General features: G+C 56.1%; 16 protein-coding genes and 1 tRNA gene. 8 read left to right on the top strand and 9 right to left on the bottom strand.

Annotated features, from left to right (window positions below):
* Window positions 1-712 precede the first annotated feature (712 nt).
* The 4 genes from H7K56_RS12790 to nac all read right to left on the bottom strand — a co-directional run bounded on the left by H7K56_RS12790 (window position 713) and on the right by nac (window position 5920).
* The gene (locus H7K56_RS12790) at window positions 713-2494 is read right to left on the bottom strand and encodes a thiamine pyrophosphate-requiring protein (RefSeq protein ID WP_150360838.1); all 1782 of its coding nucleotides are present in this window, start codon (window positions 2492-2494) and stop codon (window positions 713-715) included.
* Window positions 2495-2620: 126 nt separating this feature from the next.
* Entirely contained in the window at window positions 2621-3460 is an 840-nt protein-coding gene (locus H7K56_RS12785) for a GNAT family N-acetyltransferase (RefSeq protein WP_150360837.1), read from the bottom strand.
* 93 nt (window positions 3461-3553) lie between these two features.
* Window positions 3554-4513, bottom strand: coding sequence for an HTH-type transcriptional regulator Cbl (gene cbl / locus H7K56_RS12780; RefSeq protein ID WP_021509789.1), 960 nt, complete (start codon window positions 4511-4513; stop codon window positions 3554-3556).
* A 489-nt stretch (window positions 4514-5002) separates the two neighbouring features.
* Window positions 5003-5920 (bottom strand): nitrogen assimilation transcriptional regulator NAC, encoded by a 918-nt coding sequence (gene nac / locus H7K56_RS12775; protein ID WP_058757341.1) that lies wholly within the window; start codon window positions 5918-5920, stop codon window positions 5003-5005.
* A 185-nt stretch (window positions 5921-6105) separates the two neighbouring features.
* Between nac and H7K56_RS12770 the strand changes: the two genes are divergently transcribed.
* On the top strand, window positions 6106-6255 hold the full coding sequence (locus H7K56_RS12770; RefSeq protein ID WP_165899376.1) for a hypothetical protein: 150 nt from the start codon (window positions 6106-6108) through the stop codon (window positions 6253-6255).
* Window positions 6256-6377: 122 nt separating this feature from the next.
* On the opposite strand, the gene H7K56_RS12765 is transcribed toward H7K56_RS12770, so the two are convergent.
* The 3 genes from H7K56_RS12765 to H7K56_RS12755 are packed head-to-tail and all read right to left on the bottom strand — an operon-like array spanning window position 6378 to window position 9864.
* Window positions 6378-7409: an ABC transporter permease gene (locus H7K56_RS12765; protein WP_058777949.1), complete on the bottom strand. Its 1032-nt coding sequence runs from the start codon at window positions 7407-7409 to the stop codon at window positions 6378-6380.
* 14 nt (window positions 7410-7423) lie between these two features.
* Window positions 7424-8908 (bottom strand): sugar ABC transporter ATP-binding protein, encoded by a 1485-nt coding sequence (locus tag H7K56_RS12760; RefSeq protein WP_021509786.1) that lies wholly within the window; start codon window positions 8906-8908, stop codon window positions 7424-7426.
* 32 nt (window positions 8909-8940) lie between these two features.
* Window positions 8941-9864: a sugar ABC transporter substrate-binding protein gene (locus H7K56_RS12755; RefSeq protein WP_058757339.1), complete on the bottom strand. Its 924-nt coding sequence runs from the start codon at window positions 9862-9864 to the stop codon at window positions 8941-8943.
* A gap of 507 nt (window positions 9865-10371) precedes the next feature.
* On the opposite strand from H7K56_RS12755, the gene H7K56_RS12750 reads away from it, so the two are divergent.
* The 3 genes from H7K56_RS12750 to H7K56_RS12740 all read left to right on the top strand — a co-directional run bounded on the left by H7K56_RS12750 (window position 10372) and on the right by H7K56_RS12740 (window position 11984).
* A tRNA-Asn gene (locus H7K56_RS12750) sits at window positions 10372-10447 on the top strand.
* A 302-nt stretch (window positions 10448-10749) separates the two neighbouring features.
* On the top strand, window positions 10750-11595 hold the full coding sequence (locus H7K56_RS12745) for a DUF3289 family protein (RefSeq protein ID WP_150360836.1): 846 nt from the start codon (window positions 10750-10752) through the stop codon (window positions 11593-11595).
* The gene (locus H7K56_RS12740) at window positions 11592-11984 is read left to right on the top strand and encodes a DUF943 family protein (RefSeq protein ID WP_249042721.1); all 393 of its coding nucleotides are present in this window, start codon (window positions 11592-11594) and stop codon (window positions 11982-11984) included. Before H7K56_RS12745 ends, H7K56_RS12740 begins: the two co-directional genes overlap by 4 nt.
* 136 nt (window positions 11985-12120) lie before the next feature.
* On the opposite strand, the gene H7K56_RS12735 is transcribed toward H7K56_RS12740, so the two are convergent.
* The gene (locus H7K56_RS12735; RefSeq protein ID WP_150360835.1) at window positions 12121-12570 is read right to left on the bottom strand and encodes a GNAT family N-acetyltransferase; all 450 of its coding nucleotides are present in this window, start codon (window positions 12568-12570) and stop codon (window positions 12121-12123) included.
* 85 nt (window positions 12571-12655) lie between these two features.
* Entirely contained in the window at window positions 12656-13600 is a 945-nt protein-coding gene (locus H7K56_RS12730) for a LysR family transcriptional regulator (protein ID WP_021509781.1), read from the bottom strand.
* Window positions 13601-13746: 146 nt separating this feature from the next.
* Here H7K56_RS12730 and H7K56_RS12725 point away from each other — a divergent pair, with 146 nt between their 5' ends.
* The 4 genes from H7K56_RS12725 to H7K56_RS12710 are packed head-to-tail and all read left to right on the top strand — an operon-like array spanning window position 13747 to window position 17228.
* Window positions 13747-14697 carry a PDR/VanB family oxidoreductase gene (locus H7K56_RS12725; protein WP_170264754.1) on the top strand — a complete coding sequence of 317 codons (951 nt, stop codon included), beginning with the start codon at window positions 13747-13749 and terminating at the stop codon, window positions 14695-14697.
* Window positions 14694-15890, top strand: a complete 1197-nt coding sequence (locus H7K56_RS12720; protein WP_150360833.1) for an amidohydrolase family protein — start codon at window positions 14694-14696, stop codon at window positions 15888-15890. The genes H7K56_RS12725 and H7K56_RS12720 overlap by 4 nt, the downstream gene beginning before the upstream one ends.
* Window positions 15880-16335, top strand: coding sequence for a RidA family protein (locus tag H7K56_RS12715; RefSeq protein WP_150360850.1), 456 nt, complete (start codon window positions 15880-15882; stop codon window positions 16333-16335). The genes H7K56_RS12720 and H7K56_RS12715 overlap by 11 nt, the downstream gene beginning before the upstream one ends.
* Window positions 16336-16349: 14 nt before the next feature.
* Window positions 16350-17228: a creatininase family protein gene (locus H7K56_RS12710; RefSeq protein ID WP_141495253.1), complete on the top strand. Its 879-nt coding sequence runs from the start codon at window positions 16350-16352 to the stop codon at window positions 17226-17228.
* The last annotated feature ends 10 nt before the right edge of the window (window positions 17229-17238 follow it).

The raw sequence follows: 17238 nt of genomic DNA, 5'->3' as shown, positions 1-17238 counted from the left end.
CGCAATGAATTGCGCCGCTACGATTCGTGCGGCATTGTATTTCTGCGCCGCCATCCTGCACACATTGTAGCGGCGCGATTTATCGCGCTGAGTTAAACACTGCACACCTGCCCGAATGCGCAATGAATTGCGCTGAGTTAAACACTTCACAGTTGCCAGAATGCGCAATGAATTGCGCCGCTACGATCCGTGCGGCATTTTATTTCTGCACCACCATCCTGCACACATTGTAGCGGCGCGATTTATCGCGCTGAGTGAAACACTGCACAGCTGCCCGAATGCGCAATGAATTGCGCCGCTACGACTTGTGCGGCATTTTATTTCGGCACCACCATCCTGCACATATTGTAGCGGCGCGATTTATCGCGCTGAGTTAAACATTGCACAGCTGCCAGAATGCGCAATGAATTGCGCCGCTACGATGCGTACGGCATTGTAGTTCTGCACCACCATTTTGCACACATTGTAGCGGCGCGATTTATCGCGCTGAGTGAAACGCTGCACAGCTGCCCGAATGCGCAATGAATTGCGCCGCTACGATTCGTGCGGGATTGAATTTTTGCACTACTATCCTGCACACATTGTAGCGGCGCGATTTATCGCGCTGAGTGAAACACTGCACTGTTGCCAGAATGCGCAATGAATTGCGCCGCTACGATTCGTGCGGCATTGAATTTTTGCACCACCATCCTGCACACATTGTAGCGGCGCGCTAACTCTTGCTGTGCAGCAACTGGCTGGCGGTGTCGCTAATCACCTGCGCCATGCCGCGGTCGCCCTTCGCCATTGACGACATAAAGGCTTTGGCCTGCTTAAGCGTGATATGCGGCGGCAGTGGGGCCACTTCCGGATCGGTTTTCACCTCCAGCACTACCGGTCGGGTGGCGCTGAGCGCCTGCTGCCACGCCGCCGCCAGATCCTCCGGCCGGTCGACATAGATGCCCTGCAAACCGAGGCTGTCGGCAAAGCGCGCATACTGCACATCCGGCAACTGCTGCGAAGCTTCAAAGCGCGGATTGCCTTCCATTACCCGCTGTTCCCAGGTGACCTGATTAAGATCCTGATTATTGAACACGCAGACAATCAGGCGCGGATCGGCCCACTGCTGCCAGTATTTCTGAATGGTGATCAGTTCGGCGAGGTTGTTCATCTGCATCGCCCCGTCGCCCACCAGCGCCACCACTGGCTGAGTGGGAAAGGCAAATTTCGCGGCGATGGCAAACGGGACGGCGGCGCCCATACAAGCCAGCCCACCCGACAGCGTGGCGCGCTGACCCTGCTTCACCCGATAATCGCGCGCAAACCAGTTGGCGCAGGAGCCCGAGTCCGAGGTGACAATCGCATCTTCCGGCAGCTGCGGGGACATCTCCCACACCACGCGCTGCGGATTGACCGGGTTGGCGGGCGCCATGGCGCGCTGTTCCATCAACGCCCACCAGTCGCGCACCTGCACCGCGATCTCCTCCTGCCAGCGGCGATCCGCTTTATGCGTCAGTAACGGCAGCAGCGCGCGCAGGGTCTCTGCCGCGTCGCCGTGCAGGTTGACCTCGCACGGATAGCGCAGCCCCAGCATCGCCGGATCGATATCGATTTGTACCGCGCGCACTTTACCTTCCGGCGGCAGAAATTCGGTCCACGGAAAACCGCTGCCAATCATCAGTAAAGTGTCGCAATTCTGCATCAGCTCCCACGACGGTTTGGTGCCGAGCAGGCCGATCGAACCGGTGACAAAAGGCGCATCGTCCGGCAGCACGTCTTTGCCCAGCAGCGCTTTGGCCACGCCCGCGCCGAGCACATTGGCAATCTGCACCACTTCAACCGCAGCACCGCGCGCACCGGCGCCAATCAATACCGCAACTTTTTTGCCGGCGTTAAGTACCTCAGCGGCACGGCGCAAATCCTCGTCGTAGGGCACAATCTTCGGCCGCTGATAGCCCGGCCCGGAATGGGTAAATCCGTGCGCATGCTGCGGTGGCTGCCAGTTCTCATCCTGCAGATCTTTCGGCAGGATGATCACCGCGACGCCGTTCTGCGCTTTGGCAATGCGCACGCCGCGATCGACCAGATGCTGGACCTGCGCCGGGGCTGCCGCTTCCTGCACAAAGTTCGCCACATCGGCGAAGATGCGGTCTAAATTCATCTCCTGCTGGTAGCTGGCGCCGCGCGCGGTGGTTTCCGCCTGGCCGGCAATCGCCAGCACCGGCGCGTGATCCATTTTGGCATCGTACAGGCCGGTCAGCAGATGGGTGGCACCGGGGCCGCCGGTCGACAGACAGACGCCGAGCTCCCCGGTAAATTTGGCGTGACCGGCAGCCATAAAGGCCGCCATCTCTTCATGCCGCACCTGAATAAATTCGATGCCTGCACCGGCTTTATTGGCTCGCTGGATAGCGCCCAGCACGCCGTTGATGCCATCGCCCGGATAGCCATAAATGCGCGTGACGCCCCATGCCTGCAGGCGTTCAACAAAGAAATCGCTGGTTTTCTTGCTCATGACGGGCTCTCCCTTAGACGTTTGCAATAAACGTTAAGGGTAGCCGACGAAATGGAATGTGACAGATTACGCCTGTTCGGCGACGTTCGCCGCGTCTGGCTTAGAAATCACCGCCGTTACGCTTAGTTAACCCAGCGCAGGCGAGACCAGCGCAAAGGTCTGCGGCCCGTTCGGTGCCGCCCGCCACGGTATGCCGTGTACCATCGCATAAGGCGCATCGACCTGCGCCAGCCCAAGGTTGAGCAACCACGCGCCGAGCCGGGCATCGGGCGTGTCCAGCCGGACAAACTGCTGCGTCAGATCCTGCATCAGCTGCGACACCAGCGCCTGCGCCGCCGCAACATCGGCAGCAATCACCGGGCCGATGGTCCAGCCGTGCCCAAAGCGGCGGCGACTGGCAAACCCCTGCAACCTGCCCTGTGCATCCTGCAGCACCACGCTTTGCGCCAGCAGCTGCTGGTGCAGACGCGTTCGCCGCAGCCCGTTCGCCTGATAATCCAGTGCGTCGATGGCGGCCGCATCCGCTTCAACGGCCGGCCGCAGCGTCAGGCCATCCGGTACGATTACCGCAGGCTGCTGCGCCAGCGCGCGCGTCTGATGCTGCGCCACGCGATCGCAGGCCTGGAAGCCGAGCTTCTCATACAGCACCTGCCCCATATCGGTGGCGTGCAGCCGCACGTTGCAGCCGGAGAATTTTTCCAGCATGGCCTGCATCACCTGGCGGCCAATACCGCGTCCGCGCGCCTGTTCGCTCACAATCACCAGACCAATAGTGGCGGCATCCGGTCCCCAGCGCCAGCCAATCGCCCCGCCGAGATAGTCGCCCTGCGCCTCAACCACCACGCCTTCACCCAGGGCGATGAGCTGCTGCCAGTCTTCGCGGCGGTGCGCCCAGCCCAGTTGCTGAGTCAGGCGATAACCCGCTTCGGCGTCCGCGAGGGTCATGGCGCGCAATATCGTATTCATTCTGTTCTCCCTGAGAGGCGTTCTGCCCGCCAGCTTGCCACGTCCGTTTGCGGAAGCAAATAAAAAAGGCCCGCACCGGGCCAGAGAGGAAACTCAGATTTGGAAATCGATGGCGGGTTCGTCGTCGGTTTCGTAAGAGAGCGCCTGCCGTTTGATCTCTTCCAGTGACAGGTTAGCGTTACACAGTTCAAGGAACTGCCAGACGTAGTTGCGCTGGAGCTGGCCGCGCTTCAGTCCGAGCCACACGGTGTTGGCATCAAACAGATGGTGAGCATCGATCTTCACCAGGTCTTCGCCATCGTAAATATCGCATGCCTGATCGGCGAGGATACCGACGCCCAGCCCGAGTTCGACATAGGTTTTCACCACGTCAGAATCCTGCGCGCTGAGCACGATATCCGGGCGAAGGCCAGCAGCCTGGAATGCACGGTCCACGCGCGAGCGACCGGTGATCCCCTGACGATAGGTGATCAGCGGATGGCGGCTGAGGCTGGCGAGCGTGACCGGCTGATTCGCCAGCAGCTCGTGATCGTGCGGCACCAGCAGCGAGTGGTGCCAGCTGAACCACGGGAATGCCGCCAGGCTGGTGTTATTTACCAGTTGCTCCGAGGCGATGCCGACATCGGCCTCACCGGCCAGCAGCATGGCGACTATTTCCTGCGGTGAACCCTGATTGAGTTCCAGCCGCACGTTGGGATAGAGCTGGCGAAACGCTTTGATGACGCGCGGCAGGCTATAGCGCGCCTGGGTGTGCGTGGTGGCGATGGTCAGCACGCCGCTGGTCTCATTGGTAAACACATCCGCCAGCCGGCGCACTTTGCCGGCCTCATCAAGGATGCGTTCAGCAATGGTCAGCAGCGCTTTGCCCGGTTCGGTCATGCCTAACAGCCGCTTGCCACGACGAATGAAGATTTCCACGCCCAGTTCATCTTCCAGATCGCGAATATGCCGGCTCACCCCCGATTGTGAGGTAAACAACGTATTGGCGACTTCTGTCAGGTTGAATTCGCAACGGGCCGCTTCGCGTATAATTTTAAGTTGCTGGAAATTCACACCCTTTTCTCCTGTTTCCTGCCCCTGTTTCGTCCATGTTATGAAGTTGGTGTGATTGCAACAAATAATAAAAAACGGTGTGTTATGCGGAATAGTAATAAGCGTGAGGTTGGGGATGGGTGCGATTTGCCGCCCTCACCCCGGCCCTCTCCCATAGGGAGAAGGAGTGGATCGCGCGCAGGAGCGGATAAATGTGATGCGATTTGCTGCCCTCACCCCGGCCCTCTCCCATGGGGAGAGGGAGTGGATCGCGCGCAGGTGCGGATAAATGTGAAGCGATTTGCTGCCCTCACCCCGGCCCTCTCCCATAGGGAGAGGGAGTGGATCGCGCGCAGGTGTGGGTAAATGTGCTGCGATTTGCCGCCCTCACCCATGAGGAGAGAGCGGATCGCGCGAGATTGAGATGGCGTGCCGGGATAGATGGCCGCGCCAGACGGTTCCCTCTCCCGCAGGCGGGAGAGGGTTAGGGTGAGGGAAAAAACCTCTCTATCACCCCACTAACATCAGTTCGCGCTCCTCCACCATCGGCTTATTCAGCAGCGACAGCAGAATATTTTTGACCGCCTGCGCCGATGGCGACAGCGGCAGGCGCGCTGAGACGTTCAGCGACAGCGGCAGATTCAGCGACGGACTGTTAATGCGTGCCATCCACGCATGCGTTGAACTCACCAGTGCGCGTGCCGCCGATTCTGGCAGTACGGTAACGCCCATGCCGCTCGACACCGCCGCGGTTAAGGTTGAGATCGACTCAATTTCACCGATGATTTTCGCGCTCAGACGACGCAGCGAGAACGCTTCGTCCACGCGTTTGCGCACTGCGCTGTAGTCACGCGGCAGGAACAGGTTCATCTGCGCCACGTCAGCCAGATCCACCGTAGCACCCGGACAGGCCGTCGCCCCTACCAGATACAGCTCCTCTTTCATCAGCGGAATGCTGTTGATACCGGCAGTCGGCGCGCGATCGTACAGCACGGCCATATCCAACTGGCCATTCATCACTTTCTCATTGAGCGAAGTGCCGCTGTTCTCGTGCAGATACACCAGCACGTCAGGATACTGCTCGCGTACCGTTTGCAGCAGCGGCATGGTGAGCGAAGAGGCTGCCGTGCCCGGCGCGAGGCCAATCGATACCTGACCATTGAGCGCCTGGCCAGCGTTGATCACTGCTGTCTGGGCCTGTTCGCACTGGCGCAGGATGGTGCGTGCGTGAGCATAAAGAATTTTACCGGCTTCGGTTGGCGTTACGCCGCGCTTGGTGCGGATCAGCAACTGCTGGTCGAGTTCGTTCTCCAGCGTCGCCACCTGTTGGCTGAGTGCAGGTTGTGCGATATGCAGGACTTCTGCTGCCTGCGTCAGGCTGCCGATATCGACGATTTTTACAAAGTATTTCAGTCGTCTTAAGTTCATATTGCCTCCGTCACGGATCCCCGAATGCCCAAATGATGAGTTCTCAGCCTGCTGGCTTGTGACAAGGAAATTGCAATATGCAGGCCAGGTTTGATCTTTACCCGGCGGGCACTGACCAGAATTTTCCTAACGAACGGGAAAATAAGCGTTTCTGATTACCCCAAATGGGTTAATAAGTGCCGCACATGACCCATAACGTTTATCCGCTGGCGATGGCGCACCCTGATGGTGCAGCATTTGCGAGGCAGATGTGCAAAAAAGTGATGACTGCGCGTGCTGCTGTGGTGCAAAACGGGCAGAAAATGCACGGATTGCGGGGGCAGAAAGGAGAATAAAGAGAAATTGCGCGGTGGCTATCAGTGGGAAAACTTATTGTGTCTGACGATGCCGGCAGTCCGGCAGCGTGCAATTACCGCCTTTACCCTGCTCCTCTCCCGGAAGAGAGGAGCAGAACGGGTTAGCGTTTTTTGCGGTTGCGGTGCATATCGATTGAAACCGCCGCGACAATGATCATCCCTTTGATGATGTCCTGCACGTAAGCATCGACGCCAACAAAGGTAAAGCCACTTTTAATTAAGCCGAGGATCACTGCGCCGATCAGCGTGCCGGTAATCCGCCCGACGCCGCCCATCAGGCTGCTGCCACCGATAACTGCGGCGGCGATGGCGTCGAGTTCATACGCCATGCCCATGCTCGACTGGCCGCTGCTGACGCGCGCCGCCAGCACCACTCCCGCCAGACCCGAGAGCGCCCCGGCGATGGTATACACGATGATCAGGTATTTATTAACGTTGATGCCCGACACTTTGGCGGAGGTCATGTTGCCGCCAATCGCATAGACATATTTGCCGTAGCGGGTGTGTTTGAGTGCGATGTGGAACAGGAAGGCGACCACCAGGAAGATAATCACCGGCATCGCGCCCTGACCGATGGAGGTGAAACCGTCCGACAGGAAGCTGATCGGGTTGCCCTGGGTGTAATACTGAGCCAGACCGCGCGCCGACACCATCATACCGAGCGTGGCGATAAACGGCGGAATACCGGTTTTGGTGATGAGCACGCCGTTGACCACGCCGCACAGCAGGCCGACGCCGATGCCGGCGACGATTGGGATGGCGGCGGGCAGATTGACCAGCGACGGATACATCGGCGACAGGCTGTCAGACGTCTGCGCCAGGCTGGCGGCAACCACCGCCGTCAGGGCGATAACCGAACCGGACGACAGGTCGATACCGGTAGTAATAATCACCTGAGTGACGCCGACGGCGATGATACCGATGATCGCCACCTGCAACACAATCAGCACTAAACGGTTGGTGTTGAGCAGAAATGACTGGTCACGCACGTACCAGCCGGCTATTTCAAAAATCAGCGCAATGCCTAACATCACGACAAAGATGCCGGTGTCTTTCGGCAGTTTATGGCGCAGATTGCCGAAGAAGGAGCTCTGTTCGGTGGCCTGCGGGGCCGTTACTTTTACGTTACTCATAGGGGTCTCGTGCCTCACTCGGATGCCAACGACAAAATGGTTTCCTGGTCGGCCTCTTCTTTATCGAGGATGCCGGTTATACGTCCGCCGTGCATCACCATCACCCGGTCGCTCATGCCGAGAATCTCCGGCAGCTCAGAGGACACCATGATGATGGCCACGCCACGGTTAGCCAGTTCACTGATCAGGCGGTAGATTTCGGCTTTGGCGCCAACATCAATGCCGCGGGTTGGTTCATCGAGGATCAGAATCTTCGGTTGCGCCAGCAGCCAGCGCGCAATCAGCACCTTCTGCTGGTTACCGCCGCTGAGGTTATTGATGATCTGATCCATGGTCGGCGTTTTAATATTGAGTTTGCGGATCTGCTCCATACAGTCCTGCGCCATCTTCATGTGGCTAACGAAACCGCTTTTGCCGATGTAATCGGGCATATTGACGATGCTCATGTTCTCCAGCACCGACAACACCAGAAACAGCCCGGACTTTTTGCGATCTTCGGTGAGGAACGCCATGCCCTTCTCAATCGCCGTTGACGGCGAATCGATTTTCACCGGCACACCATCAATCAGCACTTCACCGCTGTCGAAGCTTTCCATGCCGAACAGGCTCTCCATCACCTCGCTGCGTCCGGCACCCACCAGCCCGGCCACGCCGAGGATCTCGCCTTTGCGCACGCTGAAGCTGACATCGGTAAAGCGATCTTTGCAGGTCAGATTGCGCACCGTCAGCACTTCTTCGCCGATGGCACTGTTGAATTTAGGGAACAGCTGCGTCAGTTCGCGTCCCACCATCTGGGTGATCAGCGACTGACGGGTAAAGGCGGTGGTGCTGTTGCTGCCGACCCAGGTGCCGTCGCGGAAGATGCTGATCTCATCGGTGATGGCGAAAATTTCATCCATTTTATGGCTGATATAGATGATGGCTTTGCCCTGGGCACGCAGGTCGCGGATGATGGTGAACAGATGCGCCACTTCGGTTTCCGTCAGCGCCGAGGTCGGTTCATCCATAATCACGATGTCGGAGTTCCACGACACCGCTTTGGCAATTTCCACCATCTGCTGGGACGCAATGCTGAGCTCGCCGACCAGCCGATCGGCTTTCAGACGGATATTAAGTTTGTTAAGCAGTTCCTGCGTCTGCTGATTGAGCTTGCCGTGATCGACAAAGCCGTATTTCATCGGTTCACGACCGAGCCAGATATTCTCCGCCACGGTCATGTAAGGCACCAGATTCAGCTCCTGGTGAATCATGGAAATGCCGGAACGCAGCGCGTCCATGGTGTCCTGAAACTGCACTGGCTCCCCTTTAATGCGGATGGTGCCCTTATCGGGACGATACATCCCGATAAGGCATTTCATTAAAGTGGATTTGCCCGCGCCATTTTCACCCATCAGGGCATGTACCGACCCCGGCTTAATACGCAGTGAGACATTGTCGAGTGCCTTCACTCCGGGGAAGAACTTGCTGATGCCTTCGGCTTCAAGCGCAAAAGCGGTCATACATCACCTCCGTACGGCTTAAGGGGGAGCGATTATTTCTGGTTACGGTTTTCGAACTGCGCCATGTTGTCTTTGGTGATCAGCTGGTAAGGGATGTTGATGATTTTTTCCACTTTTTCGCCGTTCGCCAGTTTCACCGCAGTCTGTACGGCACCTTCGCCCTGACCTTTCGCATCCTGGAATACGGTGGCAACCATTTTGCCATTCTTCAGCATTTGCAGCGCATCAGGCGTACCGTCCACGCCGGCAATCAGGATGTGGTTCGGGTTTTTACCCAGCGCCTGCAGCGCACCAATCGCCATTTCATCGTTGTTTGAGGCAATGGCCTGGATATCGTCACCGGCGGTCATCCAGTTGCTCACCACGTCTACCGCATCGTTACGCGTAAACTTGGCGGTTTGCTTCTGTACCACCTTAATGCCCGGATATTTGGCGACCACCGCTTCGACGCCTTTAGTACGGTCACGGGTTGATTCGTTCGCCAGGTCGCCCATCAGGATCGCCACGTTGCCTTTGCCGTTCATCGCTTTGGCCAGTGCTTCCATCTGCAGACGGCCCGCCAGTTCAGAGTCGGAGCCGACGTACGCCATCTTGTCGGTCAGCTGACCCGCCGGTTTGCGGTTGACGAATACCAGTGGAATACCGGCTTTGGTCGCGGCATCCATGATCGGCTTCACCGCGTTAGTATCGACCGGGTTAACGACGATGGCGTCGACGCCCTGGCCGATGAAGTTTTGTACCTGCTGCAGCTGCTGAGAGACGTCGCCTTTGGCATCTTCCACCTGGCCTTTCACGTTGTCTTTTTGCATCTCTTTTTGCATGGCTGTGCGCAGGATGGTGAGGAAGTTGTCATCAAACAGCGCCATAGAAACGCCCACCTGGATATCTTTTGCCATCACAGCGGCAGGTAACATGCAAGCTAACAGGGAAGTCACTAACGCTTTTTTGAATTTCATAGGTAACCCTTCTTATTTGTTAACGTGCTCAGGTTGGCTGAGTCCGCGAATGAAAAATATCTTTTACATTCACTCAACGTCGCTGGCGTTTTTTTTCTGTTCGTAGAGGTAAGGCTTCTGGTCTGACGCTATCGGTACCGTGCTGCTCCTTTTTTCAACATCTTCCTTATCAATATGTTACTTTCGCAAGAAGCGTTGAGCGGACAAAACTCGTTTCGGGCGTGATGATAAGCAGTTCATTTGTTTCATCATATCTTCTTTTGAAATTTTCATCATAAAAGCACTGAAACGATTGTTTTAAAATCGGCAAATAACAAAACTTTGACCCGCATCTAACATCTCAAAGGAAATGCCTTTAAAGTGAGATCTTGCTGGCAGTTTGAAATCTGCCCATTCAAGGCAGAAAAGCAGCAATCCGCTGCTTTTACGCGCACTTAAACCAGAAGTGTGCGATCGGGCTTTGACAACGGGGATCGGCATCGCTAATATTCGCCTCGTTCCAACGATTCCTCTGTAGTTCAGTCGGTAGAACGGCGGACTGTTAATCCGTATGTCACTGGTTCGAGTCCAGTCAGAGGAGCCAGATTTAAAGAAGCCCGCTTAGGGAAACCTGAGCGGGCTTTTTGTCTTCTGCGTCCCCCCCCTTCTCCACACCACCATCCTGCCATGGCTTGCTGGCTGACCAGCGCTGTATTCGCCCTGTCCTCAGTCGCAGGCATGTGCTCCCCGGGGATGCTCCGCAAAAACTCTGTGCCGCTTACGGAATTTAATGACCATTTTTTGTTCTGGCACCAGGCAGTGAGGCGGTAAAACCCGCAGCATGGGCAAATCTGCGCATTCATGTGTGTTTCAACAGGGACAAACACCAGCAAGGGAGCACTTTCTATGAGTGATGCTGTATTTCCAGCAACGGTTTTCACCACCCAGCGGCGTTTTAATGATTACTCTTCTGACGACATGCGTTATGGGGATATCCCGGAAGAGAGGCTGAAAAGAGAGTTTGGACTGGTCAACATATCAAACGTGGTGGATCCTTACACCCTGACCCGATTGACTGCCTTTGATACTCCGCAATCGAGGTTCGCAGGGGCATACAATGGCATACACCGTGGTGGCAAACTCAGCGTTGAACAATGTGCGCAACTGCTGTTTGAAGAGATGCAGGTAACCTCTCTGCCTTACTCTTTCATCGGTCCGCACAGATATCTTATCAATCAAATGCTGAGGCATTTTCAGCTTTCACGCGGTTCAGCATTCTATAACGCTCAACTCAATTTAGCGTACCGTGATAAGTTACATTCTGATTATGATGCCAGAAAAACAACGTCGATCATGCGTGAGACCATTGGGTTATTTATTGACTATAACAGCATGGGATTTCCTCAGGAAAAATTAGAGCAATTAACTTCAGCCATTAAATTGTCAATTCTACCGAAATTTGACTCGATGCTACTTGATAAAATCAATGGCATGGGGATTACTGTGCATGATGTCCATGCAACGAAAATAGAAATTATCCGTCTTAATGTTAACAACGCTGGATGGCATGCGAGTATCAAATTTTCCGGGCAGGATCATTTTGGGCTTGACGCCCGTGATATAGGTAAGCAAAAATTCAGCCAGTTCCAGTTTTTCAAAATCTGGTTTGTCTTGCAACATTTTGACAGATTCGGCTTCCGTCCATTTCTCACTAACATGGAAGCGGTGGTCGATATCGAGGGAAAGCGATGATGCGTAAGTTAGTTATTCCAGCCCTGGTGATAGCTTTATGCAGCCTCATTTATCTTTTTTTCGGAAATGATAAAGTTTCTGTTATTGATGCTCATTATGATGGCAACACTGCACAGATTATTGTTAATAATTTACCTTCCGCTGAATCCAGAAAAATTGAGTGGTGGACAAATAATCGTGAAAAAATACTGGATAAATATAATATTCCATCTGGAAAGAACACGCCGTTCCTGATTGCTATCTATGCATTGGGAAAAGGCTATCAAGCGCAAGGTAACGAAGACAGGCTTTGCTTCTCTGATATGAAACCGCCAAAAAATTGTATCGACAAAAATATTCTTATGATGATTTGGCGTACCCGCGAAGGCGGCGTTAAATATCAATTTTAATATCCGGCCAGATTTAAAGAATCCCGCTCAGGGAAACCTGAGCGGGCTTTTTGTTTGTCGGTGGTCGGCGGGAAGATGAAGGGAGATACGCGCCTTCAAGAAAAACCCGCCAGACTGATGGCAGCTAATCGCGCAGTTAAAGTGTCTTACCCAGGCAAATGGCCTCTTCCCGGCCGCGGTAAGGCCCGTAATTTTCAATTTGCCGGTAACCCTGCTTCAGATAAAAATCCACGGCACGCTGATTAACATGCCGCGTTTCCAGCCACAGTTCACGATATCCCAGAGTTTTTGCCGCGGTTTCCAGAAACGCCAGCAAAGCGCGTCCGATGCCCGGTAAACTGCGGTCGGAGAACATTCTTTTCAGTTCGGCGATCCCGGGTGCCAAAGGCCGTAATGCGCCGCAGCCGACGGCACTGCCCTGCGCATCTCTGGCGATCACCCACAATGCGCCTTCACCCTGGAGGGTGTCCACGCTGGCGCGGCTGTTCCCGCCATCGCCAGTAATAGCCGCAAGCTCGGCGGAGAGTTTTTCAATCAGCAACTGTGATTCCGCCGAGCGCGGGTCTGCATGTTCAATCTTTACCATCGTGATACCTGTATAGCAGGAGGCTGCTGGGCCGTTAGTGGGTTGACATATCTTGTGCTGCGGGCCAGTCAGGCCACCCAGGCTTTTATACGCGGTGCTTTTCTTCCTTGCCGGCCTGCGCTTCCTCGCTCTCAATCATGGCAAAAAATAACTCCAGTTGACCCAGCATCATTGACGCGGCGACGGATAACTGGCGTTGGGGTGCCACACACAGCGACAGGGTAAAGGGTTTTAATACCGTGTCGATCAACGGAATGAATTTCAGTTCACCGCGACGATATTCGTCCACGATATCCAGCCAGCACATCAGGCTGATCCCGACATCATCACGCACTAACGATCGCAGCATATGAATGTTATTGGTGCGTCCCACTTCCTTCAGGCGTATGCCGGAACTGTTTACCAGCGCGTCCAGTGGATCGGCCAGCATTAACGGCGCAGCGGGCACAATAAACGGCCACGGCTCGCAATGGCTGAAGCGAATAGATTCCAGCGCTGCCAGCGGATGGTGACGGCTTACCACAATTCCCAGACGAAGATCGGCGAAGGATTTCACCAGCAGTTCACGCGAGCTTTGCGGATTTAGCATGATGCCAAAATCCGCATCGCCGGCGGTCAGCGCATTGGCGATATGGATGTTACTCATGGTAGTGAGGGTAAACGAAATGCCGGGATAATCTTCACGTATGCGCTGCAGGATGGATGAGAAGAAGCCACGATTTATGGCATCAATGGTGGCGATATGCACATGGCCATGTCGCAAACCACGCAGATCCTCTAATTGCGTACAAACCCGGCCAAAATCACGTTGCCAGTTTTTAGCCGCATTAAACAGGATCTCCCCCGCTGCCGTCATACATAAACCTGATGGATGACGTTCAAACAACGGCATATCCAGCTGTTCTTCCACACGTAAAATCTGCCGGTCAATTGAAGAGGCTGAGACGTGTAACACCTCGGAAGCCTTACGGAGCGAACCCTGACGGGCCACTTCGGTGAAATAAATCAGAAAACGGGAGAAGGCAAACATAGTGGGTGCTCTCTTTTTTGCAACGCATCATGCGAATTAAACAGATGGACGCTTACACAACGGCAAAATAATAATCGCCTCCATGATAAAGACAAGGGCATGCGCGGCATTAACGCTGATGACAGCCCTGTAAAGACAGGCTGATTATGAAATCATCACACCTGGCCGCCACCGTCATCGCAAAGCAGTCCAACGGTGCTGGCAATCTGTTACTGACGCTGGAAAGTGCCAGCGGCCAACCGCTCCCGGCCTTTACACCGGGCGCGCACATTGATGTCCATCTGCCAGCCGGCGGGGTGCGCCAGTACTCCCTGTGTTCGCCAGCCAGTGCGGCTGGCTATGAAATCTGCGTGCGTCTTGATCCCGCCTCGACGGGCGGTTCCCGCTGGTTGCATCAACAGCTGAATGTCGGCGATACCTTAACCCTGTCGGCACCGCGCAACCATTTTCCCCTGCCGGATGCACCGCGCACCTTACTCTTTGCGGCCGGTATTGGCCTCACGCCGCTGCTGGTGATGGCGGAAGCCCTGGCCGCGCGGCAGGCGGCGTTTACGCTGCATCTCTACCTCAAACGTCATGATGAACTGGCGTTTGCACCGCGTCTGGCGCAACTCGGTGATCGTGTCGTTATTCACTACAGCAGCGAAGGTGACAGCCTGCGCACCCGTATACCTGACGATCTGGAAACATCAGCCAATAGCGCGCTGGTAGCCTGCGGCCCGGCTGGCTTTATGCAACATCTGCAGCAGCGGGCGCTGGAACAGGGCTGGCAGCCAGAACAATGGCACAGCGAACGTTTCCATGCTGATGCGGCAATCCCCCCTGCAGGCGACAGCTTCGAGGTGGAGATTGCTTCTTCCGGCGCGCGTTTTCACGTCGGGAAGACGCAAAGCATTGCCGGGGTGCTGGCAGCGGCAGGCATCGACATCGAACTCTCCTGCGAACAGGGCATGTGCGGTGCCTGCATTACCGGGGTGTTAGCGGGTGAACCCGACCACCGTGACGAGGTGTTAAGCCAGAAAGAGCGTGCCGCGAATGACTGCATCGTGCTGTGCTGCTCACGTGCGCGATCTCCGCTGCTGGTGCTGGATTTATGAAAATCTATCCGGGCGCGACCGGCGCACGCTTACCCCGCTGGCTGCTGCCAGACAACTGGCCGATGCAGGGCCATCAGCCGCAGCTGGCGACGTTACATTTTCACCCTGACGGGCTGAAATTCGCGCCCTGTGAAGGAGCATGTGCCGATTATCTGCCGCTCAATGGCGCGCTGGTGCTTCCCGCACTGATCGAACCGCATGCGCATCTGGATAAAACGTTCACCTTTGAGCGTAGCCCGGCACGCCAGCCCGGTTTACTGGCTGCGATTTCCGCGATGCATCAGGATCGCGTGCACTGGAGCCGTGAGGATTTGCAGCAGCGCGCTGAGCAGGCGTTGCGCTGGGCGGTGGGGAGTGGCGTAGGTGTATTGCGCACCCACGTCGACTGGTTCAGCCCTGAAGCGCCGCTGGCGTGGCAGGTGATCGGTGAGTTACAGCATCCGCTGTGCCGTATTGAACGCGTGGCGCTCGCCCCGCTGAGCTTTTTTGCCCGCCAGGATGATGCGCAGCATATTGCCGCCCAGGTGGCCGTCAGCGGTCCGGGCGCGCTTCTCGGCGGTTTCATCCACAGCAGCAACTGGGATGCAGTCGCCTTCGCCAATCTGCTGCACGCGGCCGAACAGTGGCAGCTCGATATCGACCTGCACATAGATGAAGAGTTGAATGCCGATGCGCAGGGCATGCGCTGGCTGGCGAACTACCTGCAACAACATCCGTTCAGTGGCCAGATTACCTGCAGCCACAGCTGCGCGCTGTCGCAACAGGAAGATGCCCTGCAAATTCTTGACCGGCTGGCCCTGCACCGCGTGACGCTGATCGCCCTGCCCCTGACCAACCTGCTGCTGCAGGACGCGGTGCCTGATCGCACACCGCGTCAGCGCGGATTGACGCTGGTGAAAGAAGCGCAGGCGCGGGGGCTTTCACTGCTGCTGGGCGCTGATAACGTGCAGGACGCTTTCTGCCCCCTCGGCAGTTATGACCCGCTCGATACCCTGTTCAGCGGCGTATTGAGCCTGCAGCTGGGTTCTGCCTTTGATGAAGCCTCTCAGCTCATCTGCCAGCCCGATGCGCTTTATCACAACGATGTGGTGATTTTTCCGTCTGCCGATGCGGCAAGCTGGCCGCTGCGCCAGCGCCAGCGCTATCGGCTCAAACAGGGTGTGCGTTATGGAGACGAAACAGATGACGCTTGATGATGGCGCGGGTAAACCGCTGGCCAAATATGCGGCGTGGCGACGCGTCGGCGACTTTATTTTTCTCTCCGGCATTATTCCGGTGAATCCGCAAACCGCGACGATCGTGCGCGGTTACAGCGATATCCCCGAAGCAGCGCAACGGCTGCTGGGACGCAGTGGTGAATTCTCTACCGATTTCAAAGAAGGTCCAATCCTGGCACAAAGCTGGTATGTGCTGGAGAGCATCCGCACCACCCTTGAAAGCGCCGGTGGGCAGATGAGTGATGTTTTCAAACTGGTGCAGTACTTTCGCAATCTGGACCATTTCCCGCACTACAGCCGGGTGCGCAAGCAGTTCTTCCCGGACGAACCGCCTGTGTCAACCGTGGTGCAGGTCAGTGAAATGCTGCCGAGCCCGGACGTACTAATTGAAGTTGAAGCCACGGCGTGGTTGCCACAATAACGCGAGGAAACAGTATGTTGCATGGTTATATCCCGGCAAACCGCTTTTTGCCGTACCTGAGCTGGACCGACATCGCCACACTGGATAATAAAGCCAACACGGTGATTGTGTTACCGACCGGCGCCATCGAACAGCACGGTCCCCATCTGCCGTGTGCCGTCGACAGCGTCATTTCATCGGGCGTGGTCGGGCATGCCCTGGCACGTTTACCCGCGGATATCCCGGCTTATGCCATTCCGCCGATCACCTATGGCAAATCCGATGAGCACCTGCACTTTCCCGGCACGCTGACGCTGACCGGGGAAACCTTGTTACATACCATTCTGGAGATTGGTGAATCTCTTTATCGCGCCGGTTTCCGCAAGTTTTTAATGGTGAATGGCCATGGCGGGCAGCCACAGCCGCTGCAGATGGCCGCACGCGAACTCCGTCTGCGACACGGTGACATGATCATCATCATGCAAGACACCTTCAAAGTGCCCAACTGTGCCGAAAGTTTTATGGACGACAAAGAGCGTCAAATGGCGATGCATGCCGGTCATGCGGAAACCGCACTGATGCTGGCACTCGCCCCCGACACCGTGCAGATGAGCAAAGCCGTGGCGAATTATCCGCCTGCCTTCCCCTGCCCGACACTCTCGACCAGTAAACCCATGGCGGCATGGGCTTCTTATGATTTCGGCCCCAGCGGCGTGATTGGCGATCCACAGCCGTCCACGCCCGAACAAGGCGCGGCGATTCTGGATTCGCTGGCGGAAAGTTGGGCACAGGTGATCACCGAAATGCATCAAATGAGCTGGGTAACCCGCGCTGAACCGGCATGGGGCACAGGTCACTGGCAGGGCAAAGTATTAGACCACAACGACGCTGCATCACTCTTAACACCGCGCTAACCGGGGGATC

Origin of the sequence: Pantoea dispersa, from assembly GCF_014155765.1 — a bacterium.
GTDB lineage: Bacteria > Pseudomonadota > Gammaproteobacteria > Enterobacterales > Enterobacteriaceae > Pantoea > Pantoea dispersa.
Note: the sequence above shows the minus strand (reverse complement) of the source record. Positions and strands in the feature narration are given on the sequence as shown.